The organism is Streptomyces sp. NPDC005566 (assembly GCF_040605575.1).
GTDB lineage: Bacteria > Actinomycetota > Actinomycetes > Streptomycetales > Streptomycetaceae > Streptomyces.
The window spans coordinates 369,427-392,881 of record NZ_JBEXDB010000001.1; the positions used below are offsets into that span (position 1 = coordinate 369,427).

Annotated in this window: 18 protein-coding genes and 3 tRNA genes; 10 read left to right on the plus strand and 11 right to left on the minus strand. The window is 70.9% G+C overall.

The genetic code is table 11. The features are described from left to right. Nucleotides 1-28: 28 nt before the first annotated feature. From ABZS61_RS01815 to ABZS61_RS01825, 3 genes are all read left to right on the plus strand, one after another. Nucleotides 29-1,240, plus strand: coding sequence for an MFS transporter (locus tag ABZS61_RS01815; RefSeq protein WP_356414571.1), 1,212 nt, complete (start codon nt 29-31; stop codon nt 1,238-1,240). A 127-nt stretch (nt 1,241-1,367) separates the two neighbouring features. Beyond that, the gene (locus ABZS61_RS01820; RefSeq protein WP_356414574.1) at nt 1,368-2,825 is read left to right on the plus strand and encodes an acyl-CoA synthetase; all 1,458 of its coding nucleotides are present in this window, start codon (nt 1,368-1,370) and stop codon (nt 2,823-2,825) included. Nucleotides 2,826-2,844: 19 nt separating this feature from the next. Next, nucleotides 2,845-4,182 carry a carboxyl transferase domain-containing protein gene (locus ABZS61_RS01825; protein WP_356415136.1) on the plus strand — a complete coding sequence of 446 codons (1,338 nt, stop codon included), beginning with the start codon at nt 2,845-2,847 and terminating at the stop codon, nt 4,180-4,182. A 162-nt stretch (nt 4,183-4,344) separates the two neighbouring features. On the opposite strand, the gene ABZS61_RS01830 is transcribed toward ABZS61_RS01825, so the two are convergent. Next, entirely contained in the window at nt 4,345-5,613 is a 1,269-nt protein-coding gene (locus ABZS61_RS01830; RefSeq protein ID WP_356414577.1) for an MFS transporter, read from the minus strand. Nucleotides 5,614-5,785: 172 nt separating this feature from the next. Between ABZS61_RS01830 and ABZS61_RS01835 the strand changes: the two genes are divergently transcribed. Continuing rightward, a complete protein-coding gene (locus tag ABZS61_RS01835) occupies nt 5,786-6,154 on the plus strand; it encodes a cupin domain-containing protein (protein WP_356414580.1) in 369 nt (122 codons plus the stop codon). An 84-nt stretch (nt 6,155-6,238) separates the two neighbouring features. Here ABZS61_RS01835 and ABZS61_RS01840 read toward each other — a convergent pair whose 3' ends face one another. Continuing rightward, a complete protein-coding gene (locus tag ABZS61_RS01840; protein WP_356414583.1) occupies nt 6,239-7,462 on the minus strand; it encodes a saccharopine dehydrogenase C-terminal domain-containing protein in 1,224 nt (407 codons plus the stop codon). 136 nt (nt 7,463-7,598) lie between these two features. On the opposite strand from ABZS61_RS01840, the gene ABZS61_RS01845 reads away from it, so the two are divergent. Then, entirely contained in the window at nt 7,599-8,342 is a 744-nt protein-coding gene (locus ABZS61_RS01845) for a TetR/AcrR family transcriptional regulator C-terminal domain-containing protein (RefSeq protein ID WP_356414586.1), read from the plus strand. A gap of 215 nt (nt 8,343-8,557) precedes the next feature. Here the strand turns inward: ABZS61_RS01845 and ABZS61_RS01850 are convergent, their stop codons facing one another. The 4 genes from ABZS61_RS01850 to ABZS61_RS01865 all read right to left on the minus strand — a co-directional run bounded on the left by ABZS61_RS01850 (nt 8,558) and on the right by ABZS61_RS01865 (nt 9,659). Next, nucleotides 8,558-8,860: a hypothetical protein gene (locus tag ABZS61_RS01850; RefSeq protein WP_356414589.1), complete on the minus strand. Its 303-nt coding sequence runs from the start codon at nt 8,858-8,860 to the stop codon at nt 8,558-8,560. A 363-nt stretch (nt 8,861-9,223) separates the two neighbouring features. Beyond that, nucleotides 9,224-9,297: transfer RNA gene (locus ABZS61_RS01855), tRNA-Ile, on the minus strand. A gap of 211 nt (nt 9,298-9,508) precedes the next feature. Next, nucleotides 9,509-9,581, minus strand: a tRNA-Asn gene (locus tag ABZS61_RS01860). A gap of 5 nt (nt 9,582-9,586) precedes the next feature. Beyond that, a tRNA-Asn gene (locus ABZS61_RS01865) sits at nt 9,587-9,659 on the minus strand. Nucleotides 9,660-9,840: 181 nt separating this feature from the next. Between ABZS61_RS01865 and ABZS61_RS01870 the strand changes: the two genes are divergently transcribed. From ABZS61_RS01870 to ABZS61_RS01885, 4 genes are all read left to right on the plus strand, one after another. Next, entirely contained in the window at nt 9,841-10,152 is a 312-nt protein-coding gene (locus ABZS61_RS01870; protein ID WP_329211308.1) for a YtxH domain-containing protein, read from the plus strand. 68 nt (nt 10,153-10,220) lie between these two features. Beyond that, nucleotides 10,221-11,666, plus strand: a complete 1,446-nt coding sequence (locus ABZS61_RS01875; protein ID WP_356414592.1) for an FGGY family carbohydrate kinase — start codon at nt 10,221-10,223, stop codon at nt 11,664-11,666. A 115-nt stretch (nt 11,667-11,781) separates the two neighbouring features. Next, nucleotides 11,782-13,515 carry an ABC transporter ATP-binding protein gene (locus tag ABZS61_RS01880; protein WP_356414595.1) on the plus strand — a complete coding sequence of 578 codons (1,734 nt, stop codon included), beginning with the start codon at nt 11,782-11,784 and terminating at the stop codon, nt 13,513-13,515. Beyond that, nucleotides 13,515-15,440, plus strand: a complete 1,926-nt coding sequence (locus ABZS61_RS01885) for an ABC transporter ATP-binding protein (protein WP_356414598.1) — start codon at nt 13,515-13,517, stop codon at nt 15,438-15,440. Before ABZS61_RS01880 ends, ABZS61_RS01885 begins: the two co-directional genes overlap by 1 nt. Before the next feature lie 77 nt (nt 15,441-15,517). Here the strand turns inward: ABZS61_RS01885 and ABZS61_RS01890 are convergent, their stop codons facing one another. The 5 genes from ABZS61_RS01890 to ABZS61_RS01910 form a co-directional block, all read right to left on the minus strand. Further along, entirely contained in the window at nt 15,518-16,603 is a 1,086-nt protein-coding gene (locus ABZS61_RS01890) for an RNA polymerase sigma factor (RefSeq protein ID WP_356414601.1), read from the minus strand. Between the two features lie 200 nt (nt 16,604-16,803). Then, nucleotides 16,804-18,711 (minus strand): DNA primase, encoded by a 1,908-nt coding sequence (gene dnaG, locus ABZS61_RS01895; RefSeq protein WP_356414604.1) that lies wholly within the window; start codon nt 18,709-18,711, stop codon nt 16,804-16,806. A gap of 91 nt (nt 18,712-18,802) precedes the next feature. Then, entirely contained in the window at nt 18,803-20,062 is a 1,260-nt protein-coding gene (locus ABZS61_RS01900; protein WP_356414607.1) for an FAD-dependent oxidoreductase, read from the minus strand. Between the two features lie 105 nt (nt 20,063-20,167). After that, nucleotides 20,168-21,508 (minus strand): deoxyguanosinetriphosphate triphosphohydrolase, encoded by a 1,341-nt coding sequence (locus tag ABZS61_RS01905; RefSeq protein WP_356414610.1) that lies wholly within the window; start codon nt 21,506-21,508, stop codon nt 20,168-20,170. A 36-nt stretch (nt 21,509-21,544) separates the two neighbouring features. Further along, nucleotides 21,545-22,462, minus strand: a complete 918-nt coding sequence (locus ABZS61_RS01910) for a sirohydrochlorin chelatase (protein ID WP_356414613.1) — start codon at nt 22,460-22,462, stop codon at nt 21,545-21,547. 188 nt (nt 22,463-22,650) lie between these two features. Between ABZS61_RS01910 and ABZS61_RS01915 the strand changes: the two genes are divergently transcribed. Then, on the plus strand, nt 22,651-23,391 hold the full coding sequence (locus ABZS61_RS01915) for an ElyC/SanA/YdcF family protein (protein ID WP_356414616.1): 741 nt from the start codon (nt 22,651-22,653) through the stop codon (nt 23,389-23,391). Nucleotides 23,392-23,455 lie beyond the last annotated feature (64 nt).

The following is a 23,455-nucleotide window of genomic DNA, read 5'->3' on the forward strand; positions in this document are numbered from 1 at the left end:
GCCCGTCCGCGAGCACTTGACTTGCCGTGTGGATACAGCTGCCAAGCAGGCCCCCGCCCCGGACCGTGGACAGTCCGCTGCCGCCTACCGCAACCTGATCGTGGCCACCATCGGCTTCACCCTGACCTTCTGGGCGTGGAACCTGATCGCCCCGATGTCCGGGGACTACAAGGAACGGCTCGGGCTCGACTCCTTCCAGCAGTCGTTCCTCGTCGCGGTACCGGTGCTCGTCGGCTCGCTGGGCCGGATCCCGGTGGGCGCGCTGACCGACAAGTTCGGCGCCCGGCTGATGTTCCCCGTGGTGTCGGCGCTGACGATCGTTCCCGTACTGCTGCTGATCCCGGCGAAGGACTCCTACGGGGCGATGCTCGCCGTGGGCTTCCTGCTCGGTCTGGGCGGTACGACGTTCGCGATCGGCATCCCGCTGGTCAACTCGTGGTTCCCTCCCGCGAAGCGGGGGCTCGCCCTGGGTGTCTTCGGGATGGGCATGGGCGGCGTCGCACTGTCCGGCTACTTCACGCCGCGCATCGCGAAGCACGGTGACAACCTGCCGTTCCTGATCGTCGCCGGGGCGCTGGTGGTGTACTCGCTGCTCGCCGCCGTCCTGATCACGGACCGCCCGGACCGGCAGGTGCCGACCGACTCGCTCGGACACCGGCTGGGGCAGGCGGGCCGGCTGCGGGTCACGTGGGAGCTGTCCGCCCTGTACGCGATCGGCTTCGGCGGCATCGTCGCGTTCGGCGTCTACCTGCCGACGTACCTGAAGACCTGGTACGAGATGTCGCCGACCGAGGCCGGCACCAAGGCGGCCGGGTTCGCGCTGGTCACAGTGATCTTCCGGCCGGCGGGCGGCTGGCTCTCCGACCGGATCCACCCTGCCCTGGTCACGTCGGCGGCGCTGCTGGTCGCGGCACTCATGGCCATCGTGCAGGCCTTCGACCCCGGTCTGGATCCGGTCGGCACGATCGCGCTGCTCTGCATGGCGGCGGGGCTCGGCACGGCGAGCGGCAGCGTCTTCGCCCTCGTCTCGCAGGTGACACCGCAGGCCAAGGTGGGCAGCGTGACGGGCATCGTCGGTGCGATGGGTGGCCTCGGCGGCTTCGTACCCCCGCTGGTGATGGGGGCGATCTACAGCGCCAAGGACTCGTACTCGATCGGTTTCATGCTGCTGTCCGACCTGGCACTGGCCGGCTGCGTGTACGCGTACGGGCGGATGCGGACCCTGCGGCCGTCGAACTGAGCGCACGGGGAAGGACGGCGGCGTCCCCGCCCGGACACCGCCGCCCCGCTCGCCCGACGTGTTCCGTTGCGGCCATCTCCAGCCCGATTCCCCCGGCGCCGGAGGCGGTTGGCCCTAGGCTCGGAACGTGATCTCTCTTCTGCCTGCGCTGCACGAGACATCCGGCCCCACGGCTTCCCGGGAAGCCGTCCGGTTCGGCGAACACGTCCTGACCTACGCTCGGCTGGCCGACGCGTCCACGTCCCTCGCGGGCCGGATCGCGGGCGCGGGGCGGGTCGCCGTCTGGGCCACGTCCACCCCGGAGACGGTGGTGGCGGTGGTGGCCGCGTTGCTGGCGGGCGTGCCCGCCGTACCGCTCAACCCGAAGACGGGAGAGCGGGAACTGGCGCACATCGTCGCCGACAGCGCGCCCTCGGTGGTGCTCGCCGGGGCGGGCGACGCGCTTCCGCCCGCGCTGGGCGGCCTGGAGCGGCTGGACGTCGATACGGCCGCGGCGGCCACGGACCCGCCTCCGGCCGAACCCTCCCCCGAATCGCCCGCTCTGATCGTCTACACCTCCGGCACGACGGGTCCGCCCAAGGGCGCGGTCCTGCCCCGCAGGGCGATCGCCGCGTCGCTGGACGCGCTGGAGGACGCCTGGCAGTGGACCGCCGACGACGTCCTCGTCCACGCCCTGCCGCTGTTCCATGTGCACGGACTGATCCTGGGTGTCCTCGGGCCGCTGCGCCGGGGCGGTTCGGTGCGCCACCTCGGCCGCTTCACCACCGAGGGCGTGACCAAGGAGCTCGCCTCGGGGGGCACGATGCTGTTCGGCGTCCCCACCATGTACCACCGGCTGGCCGGGGCCCTGGGCGATCCCGCCGGCTCCGGGAGCCTGACGAAGGCCCTCGCGGGCGCCCGCCTGCTGGTGTCGGGCTCGGCGGCGCTGCCGGTCCACGACCACGAGCGGATCGCCGCCGCCACCGGACGCCGGGTGATCGAGCGGTACGGGATGACGGAGACCCTGATGAACACGGGGGTACGGGCCGACGGTGAGCCGCGCCCCGGAACGGTCGGGCCGCCGCTGTCCGGCGTGGACCTCAGGCTCGTCGAGGAGGACGGGACCGTGCTCGACGACACCGTCTCGATCGGCGAGATCCAGGTACGCGGACCGAATCTCTTCACCGGCTATCTGAACCGGCCCGAAGCGACGGCCGGTGCCTTCACCGAGGACGGCTGGTTCCGTACGGGCGACATGGCCACGATCGACGCCGACGGCTATGTGCGCATCGTCGGACGCAAGGCCACCGACCTGATCAAGAGCGGCGGCTACAAGATCGGCGCGGGCGAGATCGAGAACGCCCTGCTGGACCACCCAGGTGTGCGCGAGGCGGCCGTCACCGGTGAGCCCGACGACGATCTCGGCGAGCGGATCGTCGCCTGGGTCGTGCCGGCCGACCCGGAGTCACCGCCCGGCGCAAAGGAGCTGGCCGACCATGTGGCGGACCTGCTCGCCCCGCACAAGCGCCCGCGCGTCGTCCGCTACCTTGACGTCCTGCCCCGCAACGAGCTGGGCAAGATCATGAAGAGGTCGCTCGGTGCCTAGCGCCCACGGCGGCGGCCGCATGTCGGCGCGGGAAGCCATCGCCGCAGTCACCGCGAGCTTCACCGAACACCACCTGCCGATGGACCAGGCCCCCTCGGACGGCCCGCTCGGCTGGACCGGTTACGCGGACTCCAGGGCCCGCGCCACGGACCGGACGGGCGAGGAGGAATCGGTGCTCCACGGGGTGGCCGTCGTCGACGGCCTCTCCTGTGTCCTGGTCTCCTTCGAATTCGGTTTCCTGGGCGGCTCCCTGGGCTCACGCACCGGTGACCGGCTGGAGGCCGCGTACGCGCTGGCCGGTGAACAGCGGCTGCCCCTCGTCTCACTCGTCGCGACCGGCGGCAGCCGGATGCAGGAGGGCATGATCGCCCTGGTCCAGCTCCAGCGCGTGGCCGCCGCCTCGGCACGGCTGCGGGCGGCCGGACTGCCCCAGATCGCGGTCCTGCGCGATCCGACGACCGGGGGCGGCTGGGCGACGGTGGGGGCGGGCGCCGATGTGGTGCTGGCGCTGCCGGGTGCGCAGATCGGTTTCGCCGGGTCCCGGGTACGGCCTCCCGGCGCCGATCCTTACGCGTACAGCGCCGAGGGGCAGCTCGCCGCCGGCCAGATCGACGCGATCGTGCCGGCCGGCGAACTGCCCCGGACCCTGAGCCGCTGGCTGCGGGCCCTGACGGTCCCCGGCCCGGCACAGCCGGCTCCGGTACCGGCCGCGCTCTCGGCCACGGGGCTGCCGGAGACCGGCTGGGACGCGGTGGAGCAGGCCCGCTCGGCGGTGCGGCCGCGGGCCGAGGCGTATCTGGACGCGTACTTCGACCACCGGCTGCCGCTCCACGGCGACCGCTGCGGCGGTACGGATCCGGGGCTGCTCAGCGGCGTGGGCCTCCGCGGCGGCCGGCCCGTGGCGTACGTCGCCCAGTGCGGCACCGCGACCCGTCCGGCCGGCTACCGCACGGCGGCGCGGGTGATCCGGCTCGCGGACCGGCTCGGCCTTCCCGTGCTGACCCTGATCGACACCCCCGGTGCGGCCAACGACGCGGAGGCGGAACGGACCGGCGCGGGCGCGGCCATCGCCGACACGTTCGCGGCGATCGCCTCCGCCCGGGTCCCGGTGACGACCCTCGTGATCGGCGAGGGCGGCTCCGGCGGCGCGCTCGCGCTGGCCGCACCGGACAACACCCATCTCACTGCGGACAGCTACTTCTCGGTGATCGCTCCGGAACTGGCGGCGGCGATCCTGAAGCGCGGCCCGGACCAGGTACGGTCCACCGCCGACCAGCTCCGGCTGCGCCCGCAGGACCTGCTGGACCTGGGCATCGCCCGTTCGGTCGTGGGTCCGGTGGGGCAGGCGGGGAACTGACGGCCGCTCTGAGGTCGCGTGACACCCGGTCCTTCCGGGAAATGCCGTGAGGACGGGGCCGCGCGCATGCGTCAGTAGGTGCGCGGACCCGTCCACCGTGTCACCTCAGCGGCGCCGCGAACAGGACGCCCGTCCGGCGGACCTCGACGGGAGCGGAGGAATCTAGGGCTGCGGGTCCCGGCCGTCGTACCTCGCGAAGGCGCGCCACCGCAGCCCCAGCAGACAGACCACCAGCACACACACGATCCCGCCCCCGGTCACCGCCAGCGCCGGTGAGGTCAGGTCGGCGACGGAGCCGGCCAGCAGGTCGCCGAGTCGCGGCCCGCCCGCCACGACCACGATGAACACGCCCTGCAGCCGTCCGCGCATCTCGTCCGGCACCGCCGCCTGGAGCATGGTGTTGCGGAAGACCATCGAGATGGAGTCCGCGCACCCGGCGAGCGCCAGGAGGATCAGCCCGAGCCAGAGCTCCCGGGTCAGCCCGAACACCGCGATGGCGGCACCCCAGCAGGCGACGGAGACGAGCACCGCCAGCCCGTGCCGACGAATCTGCCCCAGCCACCCGGAGAACACACTCCCCAGGAGAGCCCCCAGCGCCGGGGCGGCCACCAGCAGACCGGTGGTCTTCGCGTCGCCGCCGAACCAGACCACGGCGACCACCGGGAACAGGGCGCGCGGTTGGGCGAGCACCATGGCGCTCAGGTCGGTGAAGAAGGTCATCCGCAGATTGGGCCGGGTACCGAGGAAGCGGAGCCCGTCCGCGACGGACGCCCGCTTGGCACCCTTGTCGCCTTCCGCCCGGTCGGGAAGCATCGAGGGCAGGCGCCACATCGCGTACAGCGAGGCCGTGAACGTGACCGCGTCGACGGTGTACGCGGCGCGGTAGCCCCACCAGCCGACGATGAGGCCGCCGAGCATCGGCCCGACCAGGCCGCCCGTGGTGGACGTCATGGCGTTGAGCGCGTTGGCGGAGGGCAGCTGCTCGGCCGGCAGCAGCCGGGCGATCATGGAGCTGCGGGCCGGCGAGTTGAGCGCGAAGCACACCGACTGGAGGGAGACCACCGCGTAGAGCAGCCCCACGTGTTCCACGCCGGCGAAGGTCACGGCGGCCAGCCCTACGGAGAGCACGAACGACCCGGCCGCACTGAAGAGGCCCAGCTTGCGCCGGTCGACGGTGTCCGCGACAGCCCCGCTGTACAGCCCGAGCAGCACCAGCGGGACCAGTGAGCACAGGCCGATGAGTCCGACGGAGAACGCGGACCCGGTGATGTCGTAGACCTGGAGCGAGACGGCCAGCGCCGTCATGCCCTGCCCGATCCAGGAGACGGTGTTCCCGAACCACAGCCTTCGGTAGTCCGGCGAGCTCCGCAGGGGGGTCAGGTCGGCGAGTATGCGCGTGCGGGGTACAGGTTGTTCGGCCGTTTCGGTCACAAGGGATGGTAGCGACCGTCCCCTTTCGGCGTGTCGCGGGCAGGGCGGGGCCCTGGCCGGCCGGAGCGCGGTGCCGCCGCGAACGCGAACGCGACGAAGTGTCAGGGCGTCCTACGGAAAACACCACACCTTGTCACCCCTGCACACCGTGCGCCCCGGCTAGCGTCGCCGCATGACTCCCAGCCACGTCGTCCACGTGCCCGATGCCGAGCTCGACCCCGAGCCGCTCTCCCCCGCGCAGATACTCTCCGGCACGCCGGAGGTGACCGGCAAGGTCGTCTGGGAGTCGGCGGACGGTCGCCGCTTGCGGGGCGTCTGGCAGATCACGCCGGGGATCGTCACCGACACCGAGGAGGACGAGATGTTCGTCGTACTCAGCGGCTCGGCCACCATCGTGGTGGAGGGCGGGCCGACACTGACGGTCGGCCCGGGAGACCTCGCCGTGCTGCACAAGGGCGACCGCACGACCTGGACGGTCCACGAGACGCTGCGCAAGGCGTACGCGATCGACCTCGGGGAGGGCGGGACCCCGTCGGCCTGAGAGCTGTCCGTGGACAGGGCCCCGCCGTGGTGGCCGTCGACCGGTGGAGGCCCTCCCCCGGCCGGCGGCCACGGTCCCGGTCGGTCAGCCCTCCTCGCGCAGGCCCCACGGCGAGCCGTACTCGGTGAGCAGGTCGAGGAAGGGCCTGGGCGGCAGGGCTTCGGGGCCGAGGACGCCGCTGCCCGACCAGGCTCCGCTCGCGACGAGTTCGAGGGCGACGACAGGGTTGACGGCCGTCTGCCACACCACGGCCTGGGATCCGTACTCGCGCATCGACCACTGGTTGTCGACGACGTGGTAGAGGTAGACCTCGCGCGGCGCACCGTCCTTGGTGCCCTTGACCCAGGTACCCGCGCAGGTCTTTCCGGTCATGCGGTCGCCCAGGGTGGCCGGGTCGGGCAGGCAGGCCGCGACCACGTCACGCGGGGAGACCTCCACGGGCCCGTTCTCCGAGGGGACGGTGACCTTCTCGGTGGAGTCGAGGCCCAGCTCGTGCAGGGTCTTCAGTTTGGCGATGAAGTCGTCGCCGAGACCGTACTTGAACGTGACCCGGCGGGCGTCGATCCAGCGCGGGATGAGCAGGACCTCCTCGTGCTCGACGTTGACGCACTCCACCGGACCGATGCCCTCGGGGAAGTCGAACACCTCCGGTTCGCTGAAGGGGGCGGTGGTGAACCAGCCGCGGTCCTTCTCGTAGACCACGGGGGGATTGAGGCACTCCTCGATGGTCGTCCAGATACTGAAGGACGGGGCGAAGTCGTAGCCCTCGACCGTCAGGTCGGCTCCGTCGCGGACGCCGATCTCCTCGATCTCGTCGAAGAGTTCGTCCGCCGCGTAGCGGGCGAAGACGTCCGAGAGGCCCGGCTCCACGCCCATGCCGACCAGGGCCAGCCGTCCGGAACGCTCCCAGGAGCCGGCCTGTTCGAACTGCGCGTCGCCGAGCTTCACGCCGCACCGCTCGTGGGGATGGGCCGCGTGCGGTGCGGACAGGGACATCGCCATGTCGAGGTAGTGCGTGCCCGCCGCGCGTGCCGCGTTGAACAGCGGCATCACGAACCTCGGATCGGTCGCGTTGAGCAGGGCGTCGCACTGCTCCTCGGCGAGCACCTGCCGTACCGCGTCCTCGTCGGAGGCGTCCAGGCGCCTCGCGCTGAACCGGTCGCCGTGTTCCCGGAGCGCACCGACGGCCGCTTCCGCACGCGCGAGGTCGTAGTCCGCGACGACCATGTGGGTCAGGAAGTCGCGGCGGGCCGCGATCCGGGTGACGGCCGTGCCCACGCCGCCCGCTCCCACGAGAAGTACTCGCATCTCACACACCTTTCGGTTGCCGGGAACAGATGTCTCCGGCGCTGGGCACGATGCAACGGGACGGCCGGGGGTAAGGTCAACGGCGTTGGCATAAGGGCATAAGGGTCCCGGTGTGCGGCGGGCAGGGAGGGTCGGCGTGGCGAAGCAGGTGGTGCCGGAGGCGGAACGACGAAGGCGCAGGCCGACGCGGCAGGGCACGGTCCTGTCCGAGAAGGTCATCGTGCGGACCGCGCTGCGGATGCTGCGCGAACACGGAAGCACCGGACTGACGGCACGCAGGCTGGGCACGGCCCTGGGCGCCGACCCCAGCACCCTCTACCGGTACTTCGCCGGCCTGGACGATCTGACCAGGGCCATCGGCGAGGAGCTGATGGGACAGGCGCTGGACACCTGGACGTCCACCGGGGAGTGGCAGTCCGACCTGCGGTCCCTCGGCCGGGCCATCCACGCCTCCTATCTCGCCCACCCCCAGGCCGCCGTGCTGACCGCCAGCCGCGTGACCGGCCGTCCGCGGGAGATCGCCGTGGACGAGACGATCCTCGGGATCCTGCGCGACGCGGGCTTCCCGGACGCGGACGCGGTCGTCGTCTACCACGCGTTCATCGACCTGAGCCTGGCGTTCGCCGCCCTGGACGCCGGGTCACTGGCGCTGACCGACGAGGCCCGCGCCGCGGACGAGGAGATGTGGGATTCCACCTACGCCGAACTGTCCGCCGACACCCACCCGCACATCGCCGCCACCGCGCGGCTCCTGGCCGGGCGGATGACGCACAGCGCCTACCCCGTGCTCCTCGAGACGCTGCTGGACAGCGCGGCAGGGCAGCTCACCCGGACACGCACCCGGGGGAACCCCGGCGCCGCGGACGAACGGCGCCACTGACGGAGGGGGAGCGCGGCCCACCGGCACACGACCGGGCTTCCGCCTGACACAGAGGCCGCCCAACCGGTGACGCGTCTCACCTGCGAACATACTCAAAGAACCAGCCCTGCCCACCCTGCCCGCAGTCGAGTCGGGCAGGGTGGGCAGGGCTGAAGACCAACCGGGCCCACGTCCATGTGGACCAGGAGGCGGCGCGGCCGTGGCCCCGGCGTCCCTCAACGTTCGGTCGCGATGGCGGCGAACTGCGGTGCCTCGTCGCTGTAGGGAGCTCCGGCGAGATCGCCGAGGATCTCGACGTCGGCGAAGCCGGCGTCGAGCAGGTCACCGGTCAGTTCGTCCGGGGTGAAGTAGCGCACCCAGTTGAAGTAGGCCCTCGTCCGCTCGGCCTCGAAGATCTCGAACTTGTCCAGTGACACACGTTCGCTCTCGTAGCGGTAGGTGTTGTGGAAGCCGAAGTAGGGCCGGTCGGACCAGAATCCATCCATGAGGGACGGCGCGTAGGTCGCCTGCTCGCGCACGTCGGCCCACGCGGACGGCGAGTCGACGTCGAAGACGAAGCAACCACCGCTGGCGGCAGATCATCGAGCACGCGGCCGACAGGAAGATCTGCCCCGGCCGCGGAGCCGGCGGCCACGAGCCACATATCGAGTGGATGATGTCGATGCGGTGAGGCAGAGCCGCTGCCTCAACAGCCGTAGGAGCGACGAAACCCTCCCACGGACACAGAACCACGAGAAGTCCAGGTCAGAGTCGTGCAGAGTTCGTCCTGGATGCCAGAAGCCCCGCGTGCGCCACACCTCCGCGCGGCGGACGCCCCACCCAAAACGCCCCCGGAAAACACGTTTCCCCAGGTCAGAACGATTCTGCCTGGGGATGCTCGGTGGGGCGGGTGGGACTCGAACCCACGGCCGACGGATTATGAGTCCGCTGCTCTAACCGGCTGAGCTACCGCCCCGTTACGGCGTGGCGCGTACATGTGTGCGCACCGTCTGCCGCAGCATAGCCGGTCATACGATCTCCTGCTGCGGATGGTCGGCTTCGCATGACCATGAAGACCGCGCTGCGTGCTGCCCGGTTCCGGCCGGTGCGAAATCGCCCCGAAAGAGTCGTCGGCAGGCTTCGCCGGACATGCGAAAGAGGACCCCGAAGGGTCCTCTTCCTTGCCGCTCCCCCGACTGGACTCGAACCAGTAACCCTCCGGTTAACAGCCGAATGCTCTGCCAATTGAGCTACAGGGGATCGCGCTCCCCCGACTGGACTCGAACCAGTAACCTGCCGGTTAACAGCCGGCTGCTCTGCCAATTGAGCTACAGGGGATTGCTGCGTTGCATCGAATCGTACCTACCTGGCGGCTGCCGAGCGGCGCGCGTTCGCTGCGACACATACATTAGCGCAAGCAGGGGGGTGCTCCGCCAATCGGTATGGCCCGGGGTGATCTCGGGTGCGCGCGGGTAGGCGGCCAGCACACGTCCCACACAGCGAAGGAAGGGTGGCAGCCATGCGGTACCGGCTCACGTTCATCGCCGGAGTGGCCCTCGGTTACGTGCTCGGCACTCGTGCCGGCCGCGAGCGCTACGAGCAGCTGAAGAAGTCCGCGCAGCGGTTCGCCGAGAATCCGGCCGTGCGCAACGCGGCGGAGTCCGCCGCGACCGGCGGGCGGGAGTTCGCGGGCAAGGCCTACCACTCGGTGAGCGAGAAGGTGGGGGACAAGGTGCCGGTCTCCGTCTCCGACCGGGTGCGTTCGCTGCGGGAGCGCAGCGGCCACAACGGTCACAGCGGCAGCGACGACTGGGGCACGACGAACACCTGACCCGGCCTTACCGGGTGCCGGGTGGCGCCCGGTAAGGCAAAGCTCCGCCGGTGCGGCAGAATCTGTGTATGGGCATAGTCGCCGGCTTGGACAGTTCATCCGCCTTCACTCACATCGTCGTTTGCGACGCGGACTCGGGTGCGGTGCTGCGGCAGGGGTATGCCGCGCACCCCATCGAGGCCAAGGCCTCCGAGGTGGATCCACAGGCATGGCTGCTCTCACTCGGTGAGGCGGCTTCCGGCGGTCTGCTCGAGGGCGTGCAGGCCATCGGCGTGTGCGCCCAGCAGCACGGTCTGGTGCCGCTGGACCGCCAGGGCAACCTCGTACGTCCGGCGCTGCTCGGGAACGACAGGCGGGCGCAGGTCGCCGCGGCCGATCTGATCGACGGGCTGGGCGGCCGGCAGGCCTGGGCCGAGGCCGTCGGTTCCGTCCCGCAGGCCGCGCAGCCCGTGGCGAAGCTGCGCTGGCTGGCCCGGACCGAGCCGGAGAACGCGCAGCGCGTCGCCGCCGTGATGCAGCCGCACGACTGGCTGGTGTGGCAGCTGCTCGGCCGGCCCAACCGCCGGACCACCGACCGCGGTGCCGCGTCCGGCACGGGCTACTGGTCGGCGGGTTCCGGCTCCTACCGGCCCGATCTCGTGGAACTGGCGCTCGGCCACCAGGCCGCGCTGCCCGAGGTGCTCGGTCCGTCGGACGCCGCGGGTACGACACCCGAGGGCCTGCTGATCTCCGCGGGCACCGGCGAGACGATGGGCGCCGCGTTCGGGCTCGGGGTCGCGGGCGGTGACGCCGTGGTGTCGCTGGGCGCCTCGGGTTCGGTGATGGCCGTGCACCACGAGGCGCTGGCCGATCCGAGCGGAATGATCACCTCGTTCGCCGACGCGACCGGCATGCACCTGCCGGTGGTCCACACGTCGAACGCGGTACGTGCCCTGCGCGGCACGGCCGAGATGCTGGGCCTGGACGATCTGGACGAGCTGTCCGCGCTGGCCCTGAAGTCGACACCGGGTTCCTCGGGGCTCGTACTGCTCCCGTATCTGGAGGGCGAGCGCACCCCGCAGCTGCCGCACACCGCGGGAACGCTGAGCGGGCTGCGGCGCGAGTCCATGAAGCCGGAGCATCTGGCGCGGGCGGCCTTCGAGGGGATGCTGTGCTCCCTGGCCGACGCGCTGGATGTGCTGCGCGGCCGGGGCGTGGAGGTGCGGCGGGTGTTCCTGCTGGGTGCGGCGGCGGAGCTGCCGGCCGTGCAGGCGCTGGCCCCCGCGGTGTTCGGTACGCAGGTCGTGGTGCCGCAGCCCGCCCAGTACGCGGCGCTGGGTGCGGCACGGCAGGCGGCGTGGGCGCTCGGGGTCTCCCGGGGGTCCCTCGACCCGCGTACTCCCCCGGCCTGGCAGGGTGCGGCGGCTCAGGTGCTGGAGCCGGGCGACGAGCTGGCGGTCGGCCGGGCCGTGCGCCAGCAGTACCGGGCGACGCGGGACCAGGTGCATCCGGGAGCGTTCGGCGGCGCCGTCTGAGGCACGCGGGAGCCGGCCTGATTTGACCTGGGCTTGAGCAAAAGTGTTGGAAGTTGTGGGTCGGCGTACCGCAGGATGGAGCGGCCTTTGCCGTCGCCGACTCCGAGAGACACGCGTGCTCATAAAACTCCTGCGGGCCTACCTGCGCCCGTACAGAACCCCCATCGTGCTGCTGGTGCTGCTCCAGCTCCTGCAGACCTGCGCCACTCTCTATCTGCCCAGCCTCAACGCGGACATCATTGACAACGGTGTCGTCGCGGGAGACACGGGCTACATCCTGGAGTTCGGCGGCGTGATGATCGCCGTCAGCATCGCCCAGGTCCTCTGCAACATCGGCGCCGTCTACTACGGTGCACGGACCGCGTCCGCGCTCGGGCGGGACGTACGGGCCTCCGTCTTCGACCGGGTGCAGTCGTTCTCCGCACGGGAGTTCGGGCGCTTCGGTGCTCCCTCGCTCATCACCCGCACGACCAATGACGTGCAGCAGGTCCAGATGCTCGTCCTGATGGCGTTCACGCTGATGGTCTCGGCGCCCATCATGTGCGTCGGCGGCGTCATCATGGCGCTCGGGCAGGACGTCCCGCTGTCCGCCGTACTGCTGGCCGTGGTCCCGGTCCTGGGCATCTCGGTGAGCCTCATCGTGAGGAAGATGCGACCGCTGTTCCGCATGATGCAGGAGCGGCTGGACACGGTGAACCGGGTGCTGCGCGAGCAGATCACCGGAAACCGTGTGATCCGCGCCTTCGTCCGTGACGGCTACGAGGAGGGGCGCTTCCGCGGCGCCAACACCGAGCTGACGGATGTGGCCGTGTCCACGGGCCGGCTGATGGCCCTGATGTTCCCGGTCGTCATGACGGTGGTGAACCTGTCGTCCATCGCCGTGGTCTGGTTCGGTGCCCACCGCATCGACAGCGGCGGCATGCAGATCGGCGCGCTGACCGCGTTCCTCGCCTATCTGATGCAGATCGTCATGTCGGTGATGATGGCCACGTTCATGTTCATGATGGTGCCGCGCGCCGAGGTCTGCGCCGAGCGCATCCAGGAGGTCCTGGAGACCGACTCGAGTGTCGTGCCGCCGGTGGCCCCGGTCACGGAGCTGCGCAAGCACGGCCATCTGGAGGTGAGGGGCGCGGAGTTCCGCTATCCCGGAGCCGAGGAGCCCGTGCTGCACGCGGTCGACCTCGTGGCGAAGCCCGGCGAGACGACCGCGATCATCGGGTCGACGGGCAGCGGCAAGTCGACGCTGCTCGGGCTCGTTCCGCGGTTGTTCGACGTGACGGACGGCGCCGTGCTGGTCGACGGCACGGACGTGCGGACACTGGATCCGGTTCTGCTGGCGAAGACCGTGAGCCTCGTCCCGCAGAGGCCGTACCTCTTCTCGGGCACGGTCGCGACGAATCTGCGGTACGGAAACCCCGACGCGACCGACGAGGAGCTGTGGCACGCGCTGGAGGTGGCCCAGGCCAAGGAGTTCGTGGAGCAGCTGGAACACAGTCTGGACGCGCCGATCTCGCAGGGTGGCACCAACGTCTCCGGTGGTCAGCGGCAGCGCCTCGCGATCGCCAGGACGCTGGTGCAGCAGCCGGAGATATACCTCTTCGACGACTCCTTCTCGGCGCTGGACTACGCGACGGACGCCGCGCTGCGCCGGGCGCTGTCCCAGGAGACGGCGGGAGCGACCGTGGTGATCGTGGCACAACGGGTGTCCACCATCCGTGACGCGGACCGGATCCTGGTCCTGGACGAGGGCCGGGTCGTCGGGACGGGCAGCCATCGCGAGCTGATGGACGGCAATGAAACCTACCGGGAGATCGTGCTCTCCCAGCTGACGGAAGCGGAGGCCGCCTGATGGCAGGGCCGGGCGGGCGGATGATGGCCGGAGGGCCCACCGAGCGGTCCATGGACTTCAAGGGGTCCGGGAAGCGGCTGCTCAGCAGGTTCAGCAGGGAGAAGGCCTCGCTGTACCTGATGCTGGGCGCCTGCACGCTGAGCGTGGCGCTCTCTGTGGTCGGGCCGAAGATCCTCGGTGGGGCCACGGACCTCATCTTCGCTGGGGTCGTCGGCCGGCAGATGCCGGAGGGTACGACGAAGGAGCAGGCCGTCGACGGCCTGCGGGAGAAGGGCAGCGACGGGCTCGCCGACATGCTGTCGGGAGTGGACTTCACCCCCGGTGAAGGCATCGACTTCAGCGCGGTGGGGAACGTCCTGCTGGCGGCTCTGGTGATCTACATCGGCGCGGGGCTGCTGATGCTCGTGTCGACCAGGCTGTCGATCCGGGTGATCAACAGGGTCGTGTTCCAGCTGCGCGAGGACCTCCAGACGAAGCTGGCGCGGCTGCCGCTGTCCTACTTCGACCGGCAGAAGCGCGGCGAGGTGCTGAGCCGGGCGACGAACGACATCGACAACATCGCGCAGACGATGCAGCAGACGATGGGCCAGCTCATCAACTCCCTGCTGACCATCGTGGGCGTACTGATCATGATGTTCTGGATCTCGCCGCTGCTCGCCCTGGTGGCGCTGGTGACGATCCCGCTGTCGGTGTTCATCGCGGCCCGTGTCGGCAAGCGGTCGCAGCCGCAGTTCGTGGCGCAGTGGAAGGTGACGGGCAAGCTCAACGCCCATATCGAGGAGATGTACACCGGGCACACCCTGGTGAAGGTCTTCGGGCGGCAGAACGAGTCCGCGAAGGACTTCGCCGAGCAGAACGACGCACTGTACGAGGCGGGCTTCAGGGCCCAGTTCAACAGCGGGATCATGCAGCCGCTGATGATGTTCGTCTCGAACCTGAACTACGTGCTGGTCGCCGTCGTCGGCGGGCTGCGGGTGGCGTCGGGTGCGCTGTCGATCGGTGATGTGCAGGCGTTCATCCAGTACTCACGCCAGTTCTCGATGCCGCTGACGCAGGTCGCCTCCATGGCGAACCTGGTGCAGTCGGGTGTCGCCTCGGCCGAGCGGATATTCGAGCTGCTGGATGCCGAGGAGCAGGATCCCGATCCGGAGGAGGCCGAGCGGCCCGAGGAGCTGCGCGGCAACGTCTCGCTGGAGGGGGTTTCCTTCAGGTACGACCCGGAGAAGCCGCTCATCGAGGACCTCTCGCTGAGTGTGGAACCCGGCCACACCGTCGCGATCGTCGGTCCGACCGGCGCCGGCAAGACCACGCTGGTCAACCTGCTGATGCGGTTCTACGACGTGACGGGCGGCCGGATCACGCTCGACGGCGTCGACGTGGCGAGGATGTCGCGCGACGAACTGCGGTCGGGCATAGGGATGGTGCTGCAGGACACCTGGCTGTTCGGCGGCACGATCGCGGAGAACATCGCGTACGGCGCTTCGCGCGAGGTCACCCGGGAGGAGATCGAGGAGGCGGCACGGGCGGCCCACGCCGACCGCTTCGTCCGTACCCTGCCGGACGGCTACGACACGGTGATCGACGACGAGGGCTCCGGGGTCAGCGCGGGCGAGAAGCAGCTCATCACCATTGCGCGGGCGTTCCTGTCGGACCCGGTGATCCTGGTGCTGGACGAGGCCACCAGCTCGGTGGACACGCGTACCGAGGTGCTGATCCAGAAGGCGATGGCCCGTCTCGCGCACGGCCGGACGAGCTTCGTGATCGCGCACCGGCTCTCGACGATCCGGGATGCCGACGTGATCCTGGTGATGGAGGACGGCTCGATCGTCGAACAGGGAACGCACGACGAGCTGCTGGCGGCCAAGGGCGCCTACGCCCGGCTGTACGCGGCTCAGTTCGCGCAGGCGCTGGCCGAGGTCGACTAGCTGAGGCGTACTGACGGGCCGTCCGGCTGCTTGCCGGGCGGCCCGTCGGCATCCGGCTGCCGACCCGGGCCGACCGGTCAGTCCAGGTAGCCGCGGAGCTGGTCGGCGAAGGCGTGGTCCCGCAGCTTGTTCAGGGTCTTGGACTCGATCTGCCGGATGCGTTCGCGGGTCACGCCGAAGATCCGGCCTATCTCCTCGAGCGTGCGGGGCCGCCCGTCGTCCAGCCCGTAGCGGAGCTGGACCACCTTCCGCTCCCGCTCCCCGAGGGTGGAGAGCACCGCCTCCAGGTGTTCGCGCAGCAGGAGGAACGCGGCGGACTCGACGGGGGACGTGGCGTCGCCGTCCTCGATCAGGTCTCCGAAAGCGACGTCGTCCTCCTCGCCGACGGGGGCGTGGAGCGAGACCGGTTCCTGGGCGAGACGCAGGACTTCGCCGACCCGTTCGGGCGTCAGGTCGAGCTGGGTCGCCACCTCTTCGGCGGTCGGCTCGTAGCCGCGCTCCTGGAGCAGCCTGCGCTGGACGCGTACGACGCGGTTGATCAGCTCGACGACATGCACCGGGACCCTTATGGTCCGGGCCTGGTCGGCGAGGGCACGGGACATCGCCTGGCGGATCCACCAGGTCGCGTACGTGGAGAACTTGTAGCCCCGGGCGTAGTCGAACTTCTCGACGGCCCTGATCAGCCCGAGGTTTCCCTCCTGGACGAGATCGAGCATGGTCAGTCCGCGGCCGACGTAGCGCTTGGCGACGGAGACGACGAGGCGGAGGTTGGCTTCGATGAGCCGCCGCTTCGCCATGCGTCCCATCACCACGAGCCGGTCCAGATCGACCGCGAGCCGGGTGTCCGGGTCGGGGGTGCCTGCGAGGCGTTCCTCGGCGAACAGTCCCGCTTCGACGCGGCGCGCCAGTTCCACCTCCTCGGCGGCGGTGAGCAGGGGTATCCGTCCGATCTCCCGCAGGTACTGGCGGAAGAGGTCGGACGACGGACCGCCGGCTTCCGTGCGGCTCCGTGGCTCCGGGGGTTCGGGAACCTCCACCGGTTCCTCCATCACCGGGTCGGGTGCACCCCGGGGCGGACCTGCCTCGGGATGACGCGTGGCCCGGTTCTGCGCGGGAATCGCCGGGACATGCTCGGTCGTGGTCGTCACGGTCCGGGTCTGCACGGGGGGCGACCTCCAGGTGATCGCTGCCGGATCGCGGGGATGGGGGTCCGCGCCTTCGGTGGACCGTCCGCGCTCCGATGACTCAGGCACCGGCACCCAGTGTGGGGTACGACACATCGCTGCCACGAGGGGCGTGCGGTGACTTTCTGAGTCCGGTCCGTGACCGGGTGATTACCGGGCGGGGCCGTCGGCGGTACGGATCAGAGCGCGGCGGCGCCGTTGCTCCGCAGCGACTGGGCGTACTGCTGGAGGACCCACACCTCGTTCTGAGCGGCGGCCAGATGGTCGGGGGCCACGTTGCTTCCCAGGCGGGCGAGGCTGCCCTGGACGTCGTCGATCCTGCGGTCGACCGCACGCAGGCGGACCTGGACGAGCTGCATGCCCGCGTACGTCTCGTCGATGGACTTGCCGTGGAACACCTCGACGGCGAGCTCGGTGACGAGGTTGCGCACGGTGTCGTTGGGTGCCGCGTCCAGGACGTTGACCAGGTAGTCGCGGGTCTCGGCCAGTCCCTGCTCGGCTCCGCCCGCCTCCGCGATGCACTGGCGCACCGCCGCGTAGGGCGGGGCGGTGAACTCGTCGATGCCGTAGGCGTCGAAGGCCGGGGAGACCAGGGCGGGCTTCTGCAGGGCGAGCTTGAGCAGTTCGCGCTCGGTGCGGTGGGCGGGGCTGCGGAGGTTGAGCGCGGGGCCGGAGGGTGCCGAGGGGGCCTGGGCCTGCTGCGGGGGGCCGCCCCGGGAGGGGCCGCCCTGTGCGGGGCCGCGGTCGCCGCCCCGGTCACGCGCCCACCGGGCGATCTGGCCGACGCGTTTGACCACGAACTGGGTGTCGAGGATGCCGAGCAGACCGGCCAGCTGGACGGCGACCTCGTGCTGCGAGGAACTGTTCTTGATCTGGGCGACGACGGGTGCCGCCTCGTCGAGCGCGGCCGCACGGCCGGCCGGGGTCTCCAGGTCGTAGCGTCCGACGATCTGGCGCAGCGCGAACTCGAAGAGCGGGGTGCGGGGTTCGACCAGGTCGCGGACGGCGTCGTCGCCCTTGGCCAGCCGCAGATCGCACGGGTCCATGTTGTCAGGGGCGATCGCGATGTAGGTCTCGGCGGCGAACTTCTGGTCGTCCTCGAAGGCGCGGAGGGCTGCCTTCTGGCCGGCGGCGTCCCCGTCGAAGGTGAAGATGACGCGGGCGCTGCCGTTGTCCATGAGGAGCCGTCGGAGGATCTTGATGTGGTCGTTGCCGAACGACGTGCCGCAGGTGGCGATGGCGGTGGTGATCCCGGCGAGGTGGCAGGCCATGACGTCGGTGTAGCCCTCGACGACGACGGCCCGGCTGACCTTGGCGATGTCCTTCTTGGCCAGGTCGATGCCGTACAGCACCTGGGACTTCTTGTAGATCGAGGTCTCGGGGGTGTTGAGGTACTTCGGGCCGTTGTCGTCGTCGCGGAGCTTGCGGGCGCCGAAGCCCACGATCTCTCCGGAGGTGTCGCTGATCGGCCACATGAGCCGGCCGCGGAAGCGGTCGATGGGGCCGCGGCGGCCGTCCTGGGAGAGGCCGGAACTGATGAGCTCCTTGTCGCTGAAGCCCTTGCCGCGCAGGAAGCGGGTGAGGTGGTCCCAGCCGGCGGGGCTGTATCCGACGCCGAAGTGGGCCGCGGCGTCCTGGTCGAAGCCGCGCCCGGCGAGGAACGTGCGGCCGATCTCCGCCTCGGGGCCGTCCAGCTGCTCACGGTAGAAATCGGCGGCGATCTTGTGCGCCTCGACGAGCCGGATGCGTTCGCCGCGCTGGTGGGAGGGGTTGTAGCCGCCCTCCTCGTACCGCAGGGTGATGCCCGCCTTGGCGGCGAGGCGCTCGACCGTCTCGGAGAAGGTGAGGTGGTCGATCTTCATCACGAAGGCGATCGTGTCGCCGCCCTCCTGGCAGCCGAAGCAGTGGAAGAGACCCTTGCTCGGGCTCACCTGGAAGGAGGGGGACTTCTCGTCGTGGAAGGGGCACAGGCCCTTGAGGTTTCCGCCGCCCGCGTTGCGCAGTTGGAGGTACTCGGAGACGACGGCGTCGATCGGGACCGCGTCCCGTACCGCCTTCACGTCGTCGTCATTGATCCTGCCTGCCACGAGTGAAGTCTACGGGTGGGGTCGGACATCCGGGACCGGCCGGCGGCGGGGCCGGGGCGCGCGCCGCCGGCCGTCCGGGGTGTCCGCCGGGTCAGAGCAGGGACGCCAGCGGCACCGACGGGTCGCCCAGGGCGTCCGGGTCGGTCTGCTGCCCGGCCCGGATCAGCTCCTGGATGCTTTCGGTGACATCCCACACATTGACGTTCATCCCGGCGAGGACCCTGCGGTCCTTGAGCCAGAAGGCGATGAACTCCCGCTTGCCCGCGTCCCCGCGGATGACGACCTGGTCGTACGAGCCCGGCGGCGCCCAGCCCGAGTACTCCAGACCGAGGTCGTACTGGTCGGAGAAGAAGTACGGGACCCGGTCGTAGGACACCTCCTGGCCGAGCATGGCGCGGGCGGCGGCCGGGCCGCTGTTCAGCGCGTTCGCCCAGTGCTCCACCCGCAGCCGGGTGCCCAGCAGCGGGTGGTCCACCGCGGCGATGTCCCCGGCGGCGAAGATGTGCGGGTCCGAGGTGCGCAGGGAGGCGTCCACGGCGACACCGCCGCCGTGGGCCCGGTCGGCCATGTCCAGCCCGGCCGCCTCGGCGAGCGCGGTGCGCGGTGCCGCGCCGATCGCGGCGAGCACGTCGTGGGCGGGGTGCTCCTCACCGTCGTCGGTGCGGGCTGCGAGGACCAGTCCGTCCTGCCCGGTGATCTCGGTGAGGTGGGCGCCGAAGTGGAAGCGGACACCGTGCTCGGTGTGCAGATCGGTGAAGATCTGGCCCAGCTCCGGGCCGATGACGTGGTGGAGAGGGGTCGCGGAGGGTTCGACGACGGTGACCTCCGCGCCGTAGCCCCGGGCGGCCGCGGCGACCTCCAGACCGATCCAGCCTCCCCCGGCGATGACCAGGTGGCCGTTGTCCCTGCCGAGGGCGGCGAGCACGTTGCGCAGCCGGTCGGCGTGGGCGAGGCGGCGCAGGTGGTGGACGCCGACGAGGTCGGTGCCCGGGATGTCGAGGCGGCGGGGTTCGGCGCCGGTGGCGAGCAGCAGCTTGTCGTAGTGGACGACGGTGTTGTCACCGAGCTGTACGGATCGGCCGTCCCGGTCGATCGACGTGACCACCTGGCCCAGGTGGAGTTCGATGTCCGCCCGGGCGTACCAGGCCGTCTCGTGGACGAAGGCGCTGTCCCTGTCCTCCTTCCCGGCCAGGTACCCCTTGGACAGGGGAGGCCGTTCGTACGGATGGTCGCGCTCATCGCCGATCAGGATCACCCGGCCGGTGAAGCCCTCCGACCGGAGTGTCTCGGCCGCCTTGGCTCCTGCCAGTCCTCCGCCGACGATGACGAACGTCCGGTTTGCGTCGACCACTTGATGCCTCCTCGGTGCTGTGCTGCGCGGCGCCGCCACCTGCGAGCGTCCCGCACGCAGCGTGATGGCGAAAGAGGGTGTGCCCCGATCGGTCACATCCAGGTGTCATGTGCCCAGTCGTGGACCAGTCTGCCGAACGCCGGTGAGAGTCCCGTGCAAGGAGCGGGCCGAGGCGTCCGTGAGGGCGGCGATCTGGTCGACGAGGACGCGCTTGCGGGCACGGTCGTCGGGCGCCGCCCCGTACAGGGCACGGAACTGCGGTTCGAGGCCTTCCGGGGCACGGGCGGTGAGCGCGGCGGCGAGCTCCGCGATGACGATCCGCTGGTCGGCGCGGATGGCCTCCTGCTCGGCGCGCTGCATGACGTAGCGGTCGGCGACGGCCTTGAGCACCGCGCACTCGTTGCGGACCTCGGGCGGGACGACGAGTTCGGCGCCGTACCTGCCGAGCCGTCCCGGGCCGTACGCCCCGTGGGTGGCGGACTCGGCGGCGAGGCAGAACCGCCCGATGAGCTGGCTCGTCGCGTCCTTCAGCCGGGCCTGGGCGACGGCGGAGCCGTCGTAGCCGTGCGGCCACCATTCCTGGGCGACGAGCCGGTCGAGGGCGTCGGCGAGCTCCTGCGGGTCGGTGTCCGCCGGGACGTAGCGGCCGATGGCGACCTCCCAGATGTCGCGGCGCTCCGGTTCGGCGAAGAGACAGCTGGGGTCGATGTGCCCGGCGTGCAGTCCGTCCTCGAAGTCGTGCACGGAGTACGCGACGTCGTCGGACCAGTCCATGACCTGGGCCTCGAAGCACTTGCGGTCCTGCGGTGCGCCCTTGCGGACCCACTCGAAGACCGGCAGGTCGTCCTCGTACACCCCGAATTTCGGTGAGCCGGGGTCGGTCGGGTGGCCGCCGCGTGGCCAGGGGTACTTGGTGGCGGCGTCCAGGGCGGCGCGGCTCAGGTTGAGTCCGACGCTGACGAGCTCGCCGCTGCGGGGGTCGCGGACGAACCGTTTGGGCTCCAGCCGGGTCAGCAGGCGCAGCGACTGGGCGTTGCCCTCGAAGCCGCCGCAGTCCGACGCGAAGTCGTTGAGTGCCTGTTCGCCGTTGTGGCCGAAGGGCGGGTGGCCCATGTCGTGCGCGAGGCAGGCCGTCTCGACGAGATCGGGGTCGCAGCCGAGCGCGGCGCCGAGCTCGCGGCCGACCTGGGCGCATTCGAGGGAGTGCGTGAGCCGGGTCCGGGGGCTGGCGTCCCAGGCGTGGCCCCGGGTGCCGGGGGTGACCACCTGGGTCTTCCCGGCGAGCCGGCGCAGGGCGGCGGAGTGCAGTACCCGGGCGCGGTCGCGCTGGAAGGCGGTGCGGCCGGGCCGTTTGTCGGGCTCGGTGTCCCAGCGCTCGGTGTCGGCCGTGCCGTAGGGCGTGCCGGCGTACTCCTGTGTGTCCCGGATGTCGTGCGTACCGTCCATGACCTCGACAGTAAACGGCCGGGCCGACAGGACGGCTCAGGCCGAGGCCAGCAGTCGCTCGCCCGCGAGGGATCCTTCGGCCATCACCTGGTCGTACCGGTGCAGCAGCAGCCGTGCCATGGACGGGTGCGCGCCGAGCGGTGCGGAGGCGATCCAGGGTGCCGCGGCGGCTGCCGCCGTGGCGAAGCGGCCGGGTGCGGTGAAGTACGAGGCCACGGCGACCCGGTGCCGGCCGCGGGCGGCGAGGGCGCGCAGGGCGACCGGAACGGTGGGCGTGGCAGCCGACGCGTACGCGGGTACGACGGGCACTCCGCCGAGACGGTCGCTGAGCATGCGTGCGGTGCGGCGGGTGTCGACGGCGGAGTCCGGGTCGCGCGATCCGGCGGCGGCGAGCACGACGGCGGCGCTGCGGCTCGTGCCGTCCTCGTCCTGCCAGCCGGCCTCGACGAGCCGCTCGTGGAGCGTCTCGACCAGCATCGGGTGCGGCCCGAGGGGTGCGGCGATCCGGGTGCGCAGGTGGCCTGCCGCCGATGCGGCCAGCGGCAGGTCGTGCCTGACGTGGTGACCGCGGCCGAGCAGCAGTGGCACGAGTACGGCGTCGCCCGCCGGGATGCCGTCCAGCGTCGCCGGGAGCAGCGGTTCGTTCAGCTCGATGTGCCCCAGGCGTACGTCGAGGCCGGGGCGCAGGTCCCGTACCCGTTGCAGGAGTTCCTGGACGGTGTGCAGGGCCCGTGGGTCCCGGCTGCCGTGCGCGACGGCGACCAGGGTGGGGGCCGATGGCCCGGCGTTGCCGCGGTGGGCGTCGTTCCGGATGCGGTGCATAGGCCTGCGGGTTCCGTTCAGGGAGACGAGGCTGAGCTGGGTTCCGAGCTGTGAGGTGATGCGGGTCAGGAGTTGCGCCGTGCTGTCGAGGGGCAGGGGCTCACGCGGGTGTTCCGGTGCCGTCTCCGTCATGGACCGATGGTGCCGGGCGGACGTTGCCGGGCCGTTTCGCACCGGTGACGGGTGTTTGCCGCTGCCTCACGGGTCGGGCGCGGACGGTGTCAGGACCGGCGTTTCGCAACGGCCGGCCCGTCCGGCGAACCCTTTGCCGCTTCTGTTCGTCCCGTTACATGAGAGACCGGTACCGGACAGGGGGATTCATGCGGCTGAGGGCACCGAGACGGCCGACGGCTCCGGCGTGGCTCGCGGCGGCGCGGCCGCGGCTGCCGCGCTCACGGCGCGGGCAGCGGCGTCTGGTGCAGGGGCTGATGGCCTTCTGCGTGCTTGCCCTGGCGCCCGCGACCTGGCTGTACGCCACGGCGGACCCCCGGGTGCGGACCACGGCCGACGCTCCTTCGCAGCAGGTCGCCGTGGTGTTCGGGGCCGGACTGTGGGAGGGCAGGCCGACGCCGTATCTCGCGCACAGGCTGGACGCCGCGGCCGAGCTGTACCGGAGCGGCAAGGTGAAGGTCGTGCTGGTCACCGGGGACAACAGCCGGGTGGAGTACGACGAGCCGGATGCCATGCGCACGTACCTCGCCGCGCGCGGGGTGCCGGACGGGCAGATCGTCAGCGACTACGCGGGGTTCGACACCTGGGACTCGTGCGTCCGGGCCAAGAAGATTTTCGGGGTCGACCGGGCGGTCCTGGTGAGCCAGGGCTTCCACATCCGCCGGGCGATCGCCCTGTGCCGGACCGCCGGAATCGACGCGTACGGGGTGGGGGTCGACGCCGTACACGATGCGACCTGGTACTACGGCGGGACACGGGAGGTGTTCGCGGCCGGCAAGGCGGCCCTGGACGCCGTGTTCGAACCGGATCCGCACTTCCTGGGGCCGCGCGAGCCCGGAGTGACGGAGGCGCTCGCCGCCGACCTCACGGCCGGGGACGGCCGGGGCTGAGGTACGCGTACCGGTGGCGTAACCGGACGCACCGGTGTCCGTAATACCCGGCTCGCACGCTGGG

Coding starts and splice junctions, on each gene's coding strand:
- ABZS61_RS01835 (WP_356414580.1), top strand. CDS start 5,786: ATGACTCCCAGCCACGTCGTCCACGTGCCCGATGCCGAGCTCGACCCC.
- ABZS61_RS01915 (WP_356414616.1), top strand. CDS start 22,651: ATGCGGCTGAGGGCACCGAGACGGCCGACGGCTCCGGCGTGGCTCGCG.
- ABZS61_RS01875 (WP_356414592.1), top strand. CDS start 10,221: ATGGGCATAGTCGCCGGCTTGGACAGTTCATCCGCCTTCACTCACATC.
- ABZS61_RS01910 (WP_356414613.1), bottom strand. CDS start 22,462: ATGACGGAGACGGCACCGGAACACCCGCGTGAGCCCCTGCCCCTCGAC.
- ABZS61_RS01905 (WP_356414610.1), bottom strand. CDS start 21,508: ATGGACGGTACGCACGACATCCGGGACACACAGGAGTACGCCGGCACG.
- ABZS61_RS01885 (WP_356414598.1), top strand. CDS start 13,515: ATGGCAGGGCCGGGCGGGCGGATGATGGCCGGAGGGCCCACCGAGCGG.
- ABZS61_RS01840 (WP_356414583.1), bottom strand. CDS start 7,462: ATGCGAGTACTTCTCGTGGGAGCGGGCGGCGTGGGCACGGCCGTCACC.
- ABZS61_RS01825 (WP_356415136.1), top strand. CDS start 2,845: ATGTCGGCGCGGGAAGCCATCGCCGCAGTCACCGCGAGCTTCACCGAA.
- ABZS61_RS01870 (WP_329211308.1), top strand. CDS start 9,841: ATGCGGTACCGGCTCACGTTCATCGCCGGAGTGGCCCTCGGTTACGTG.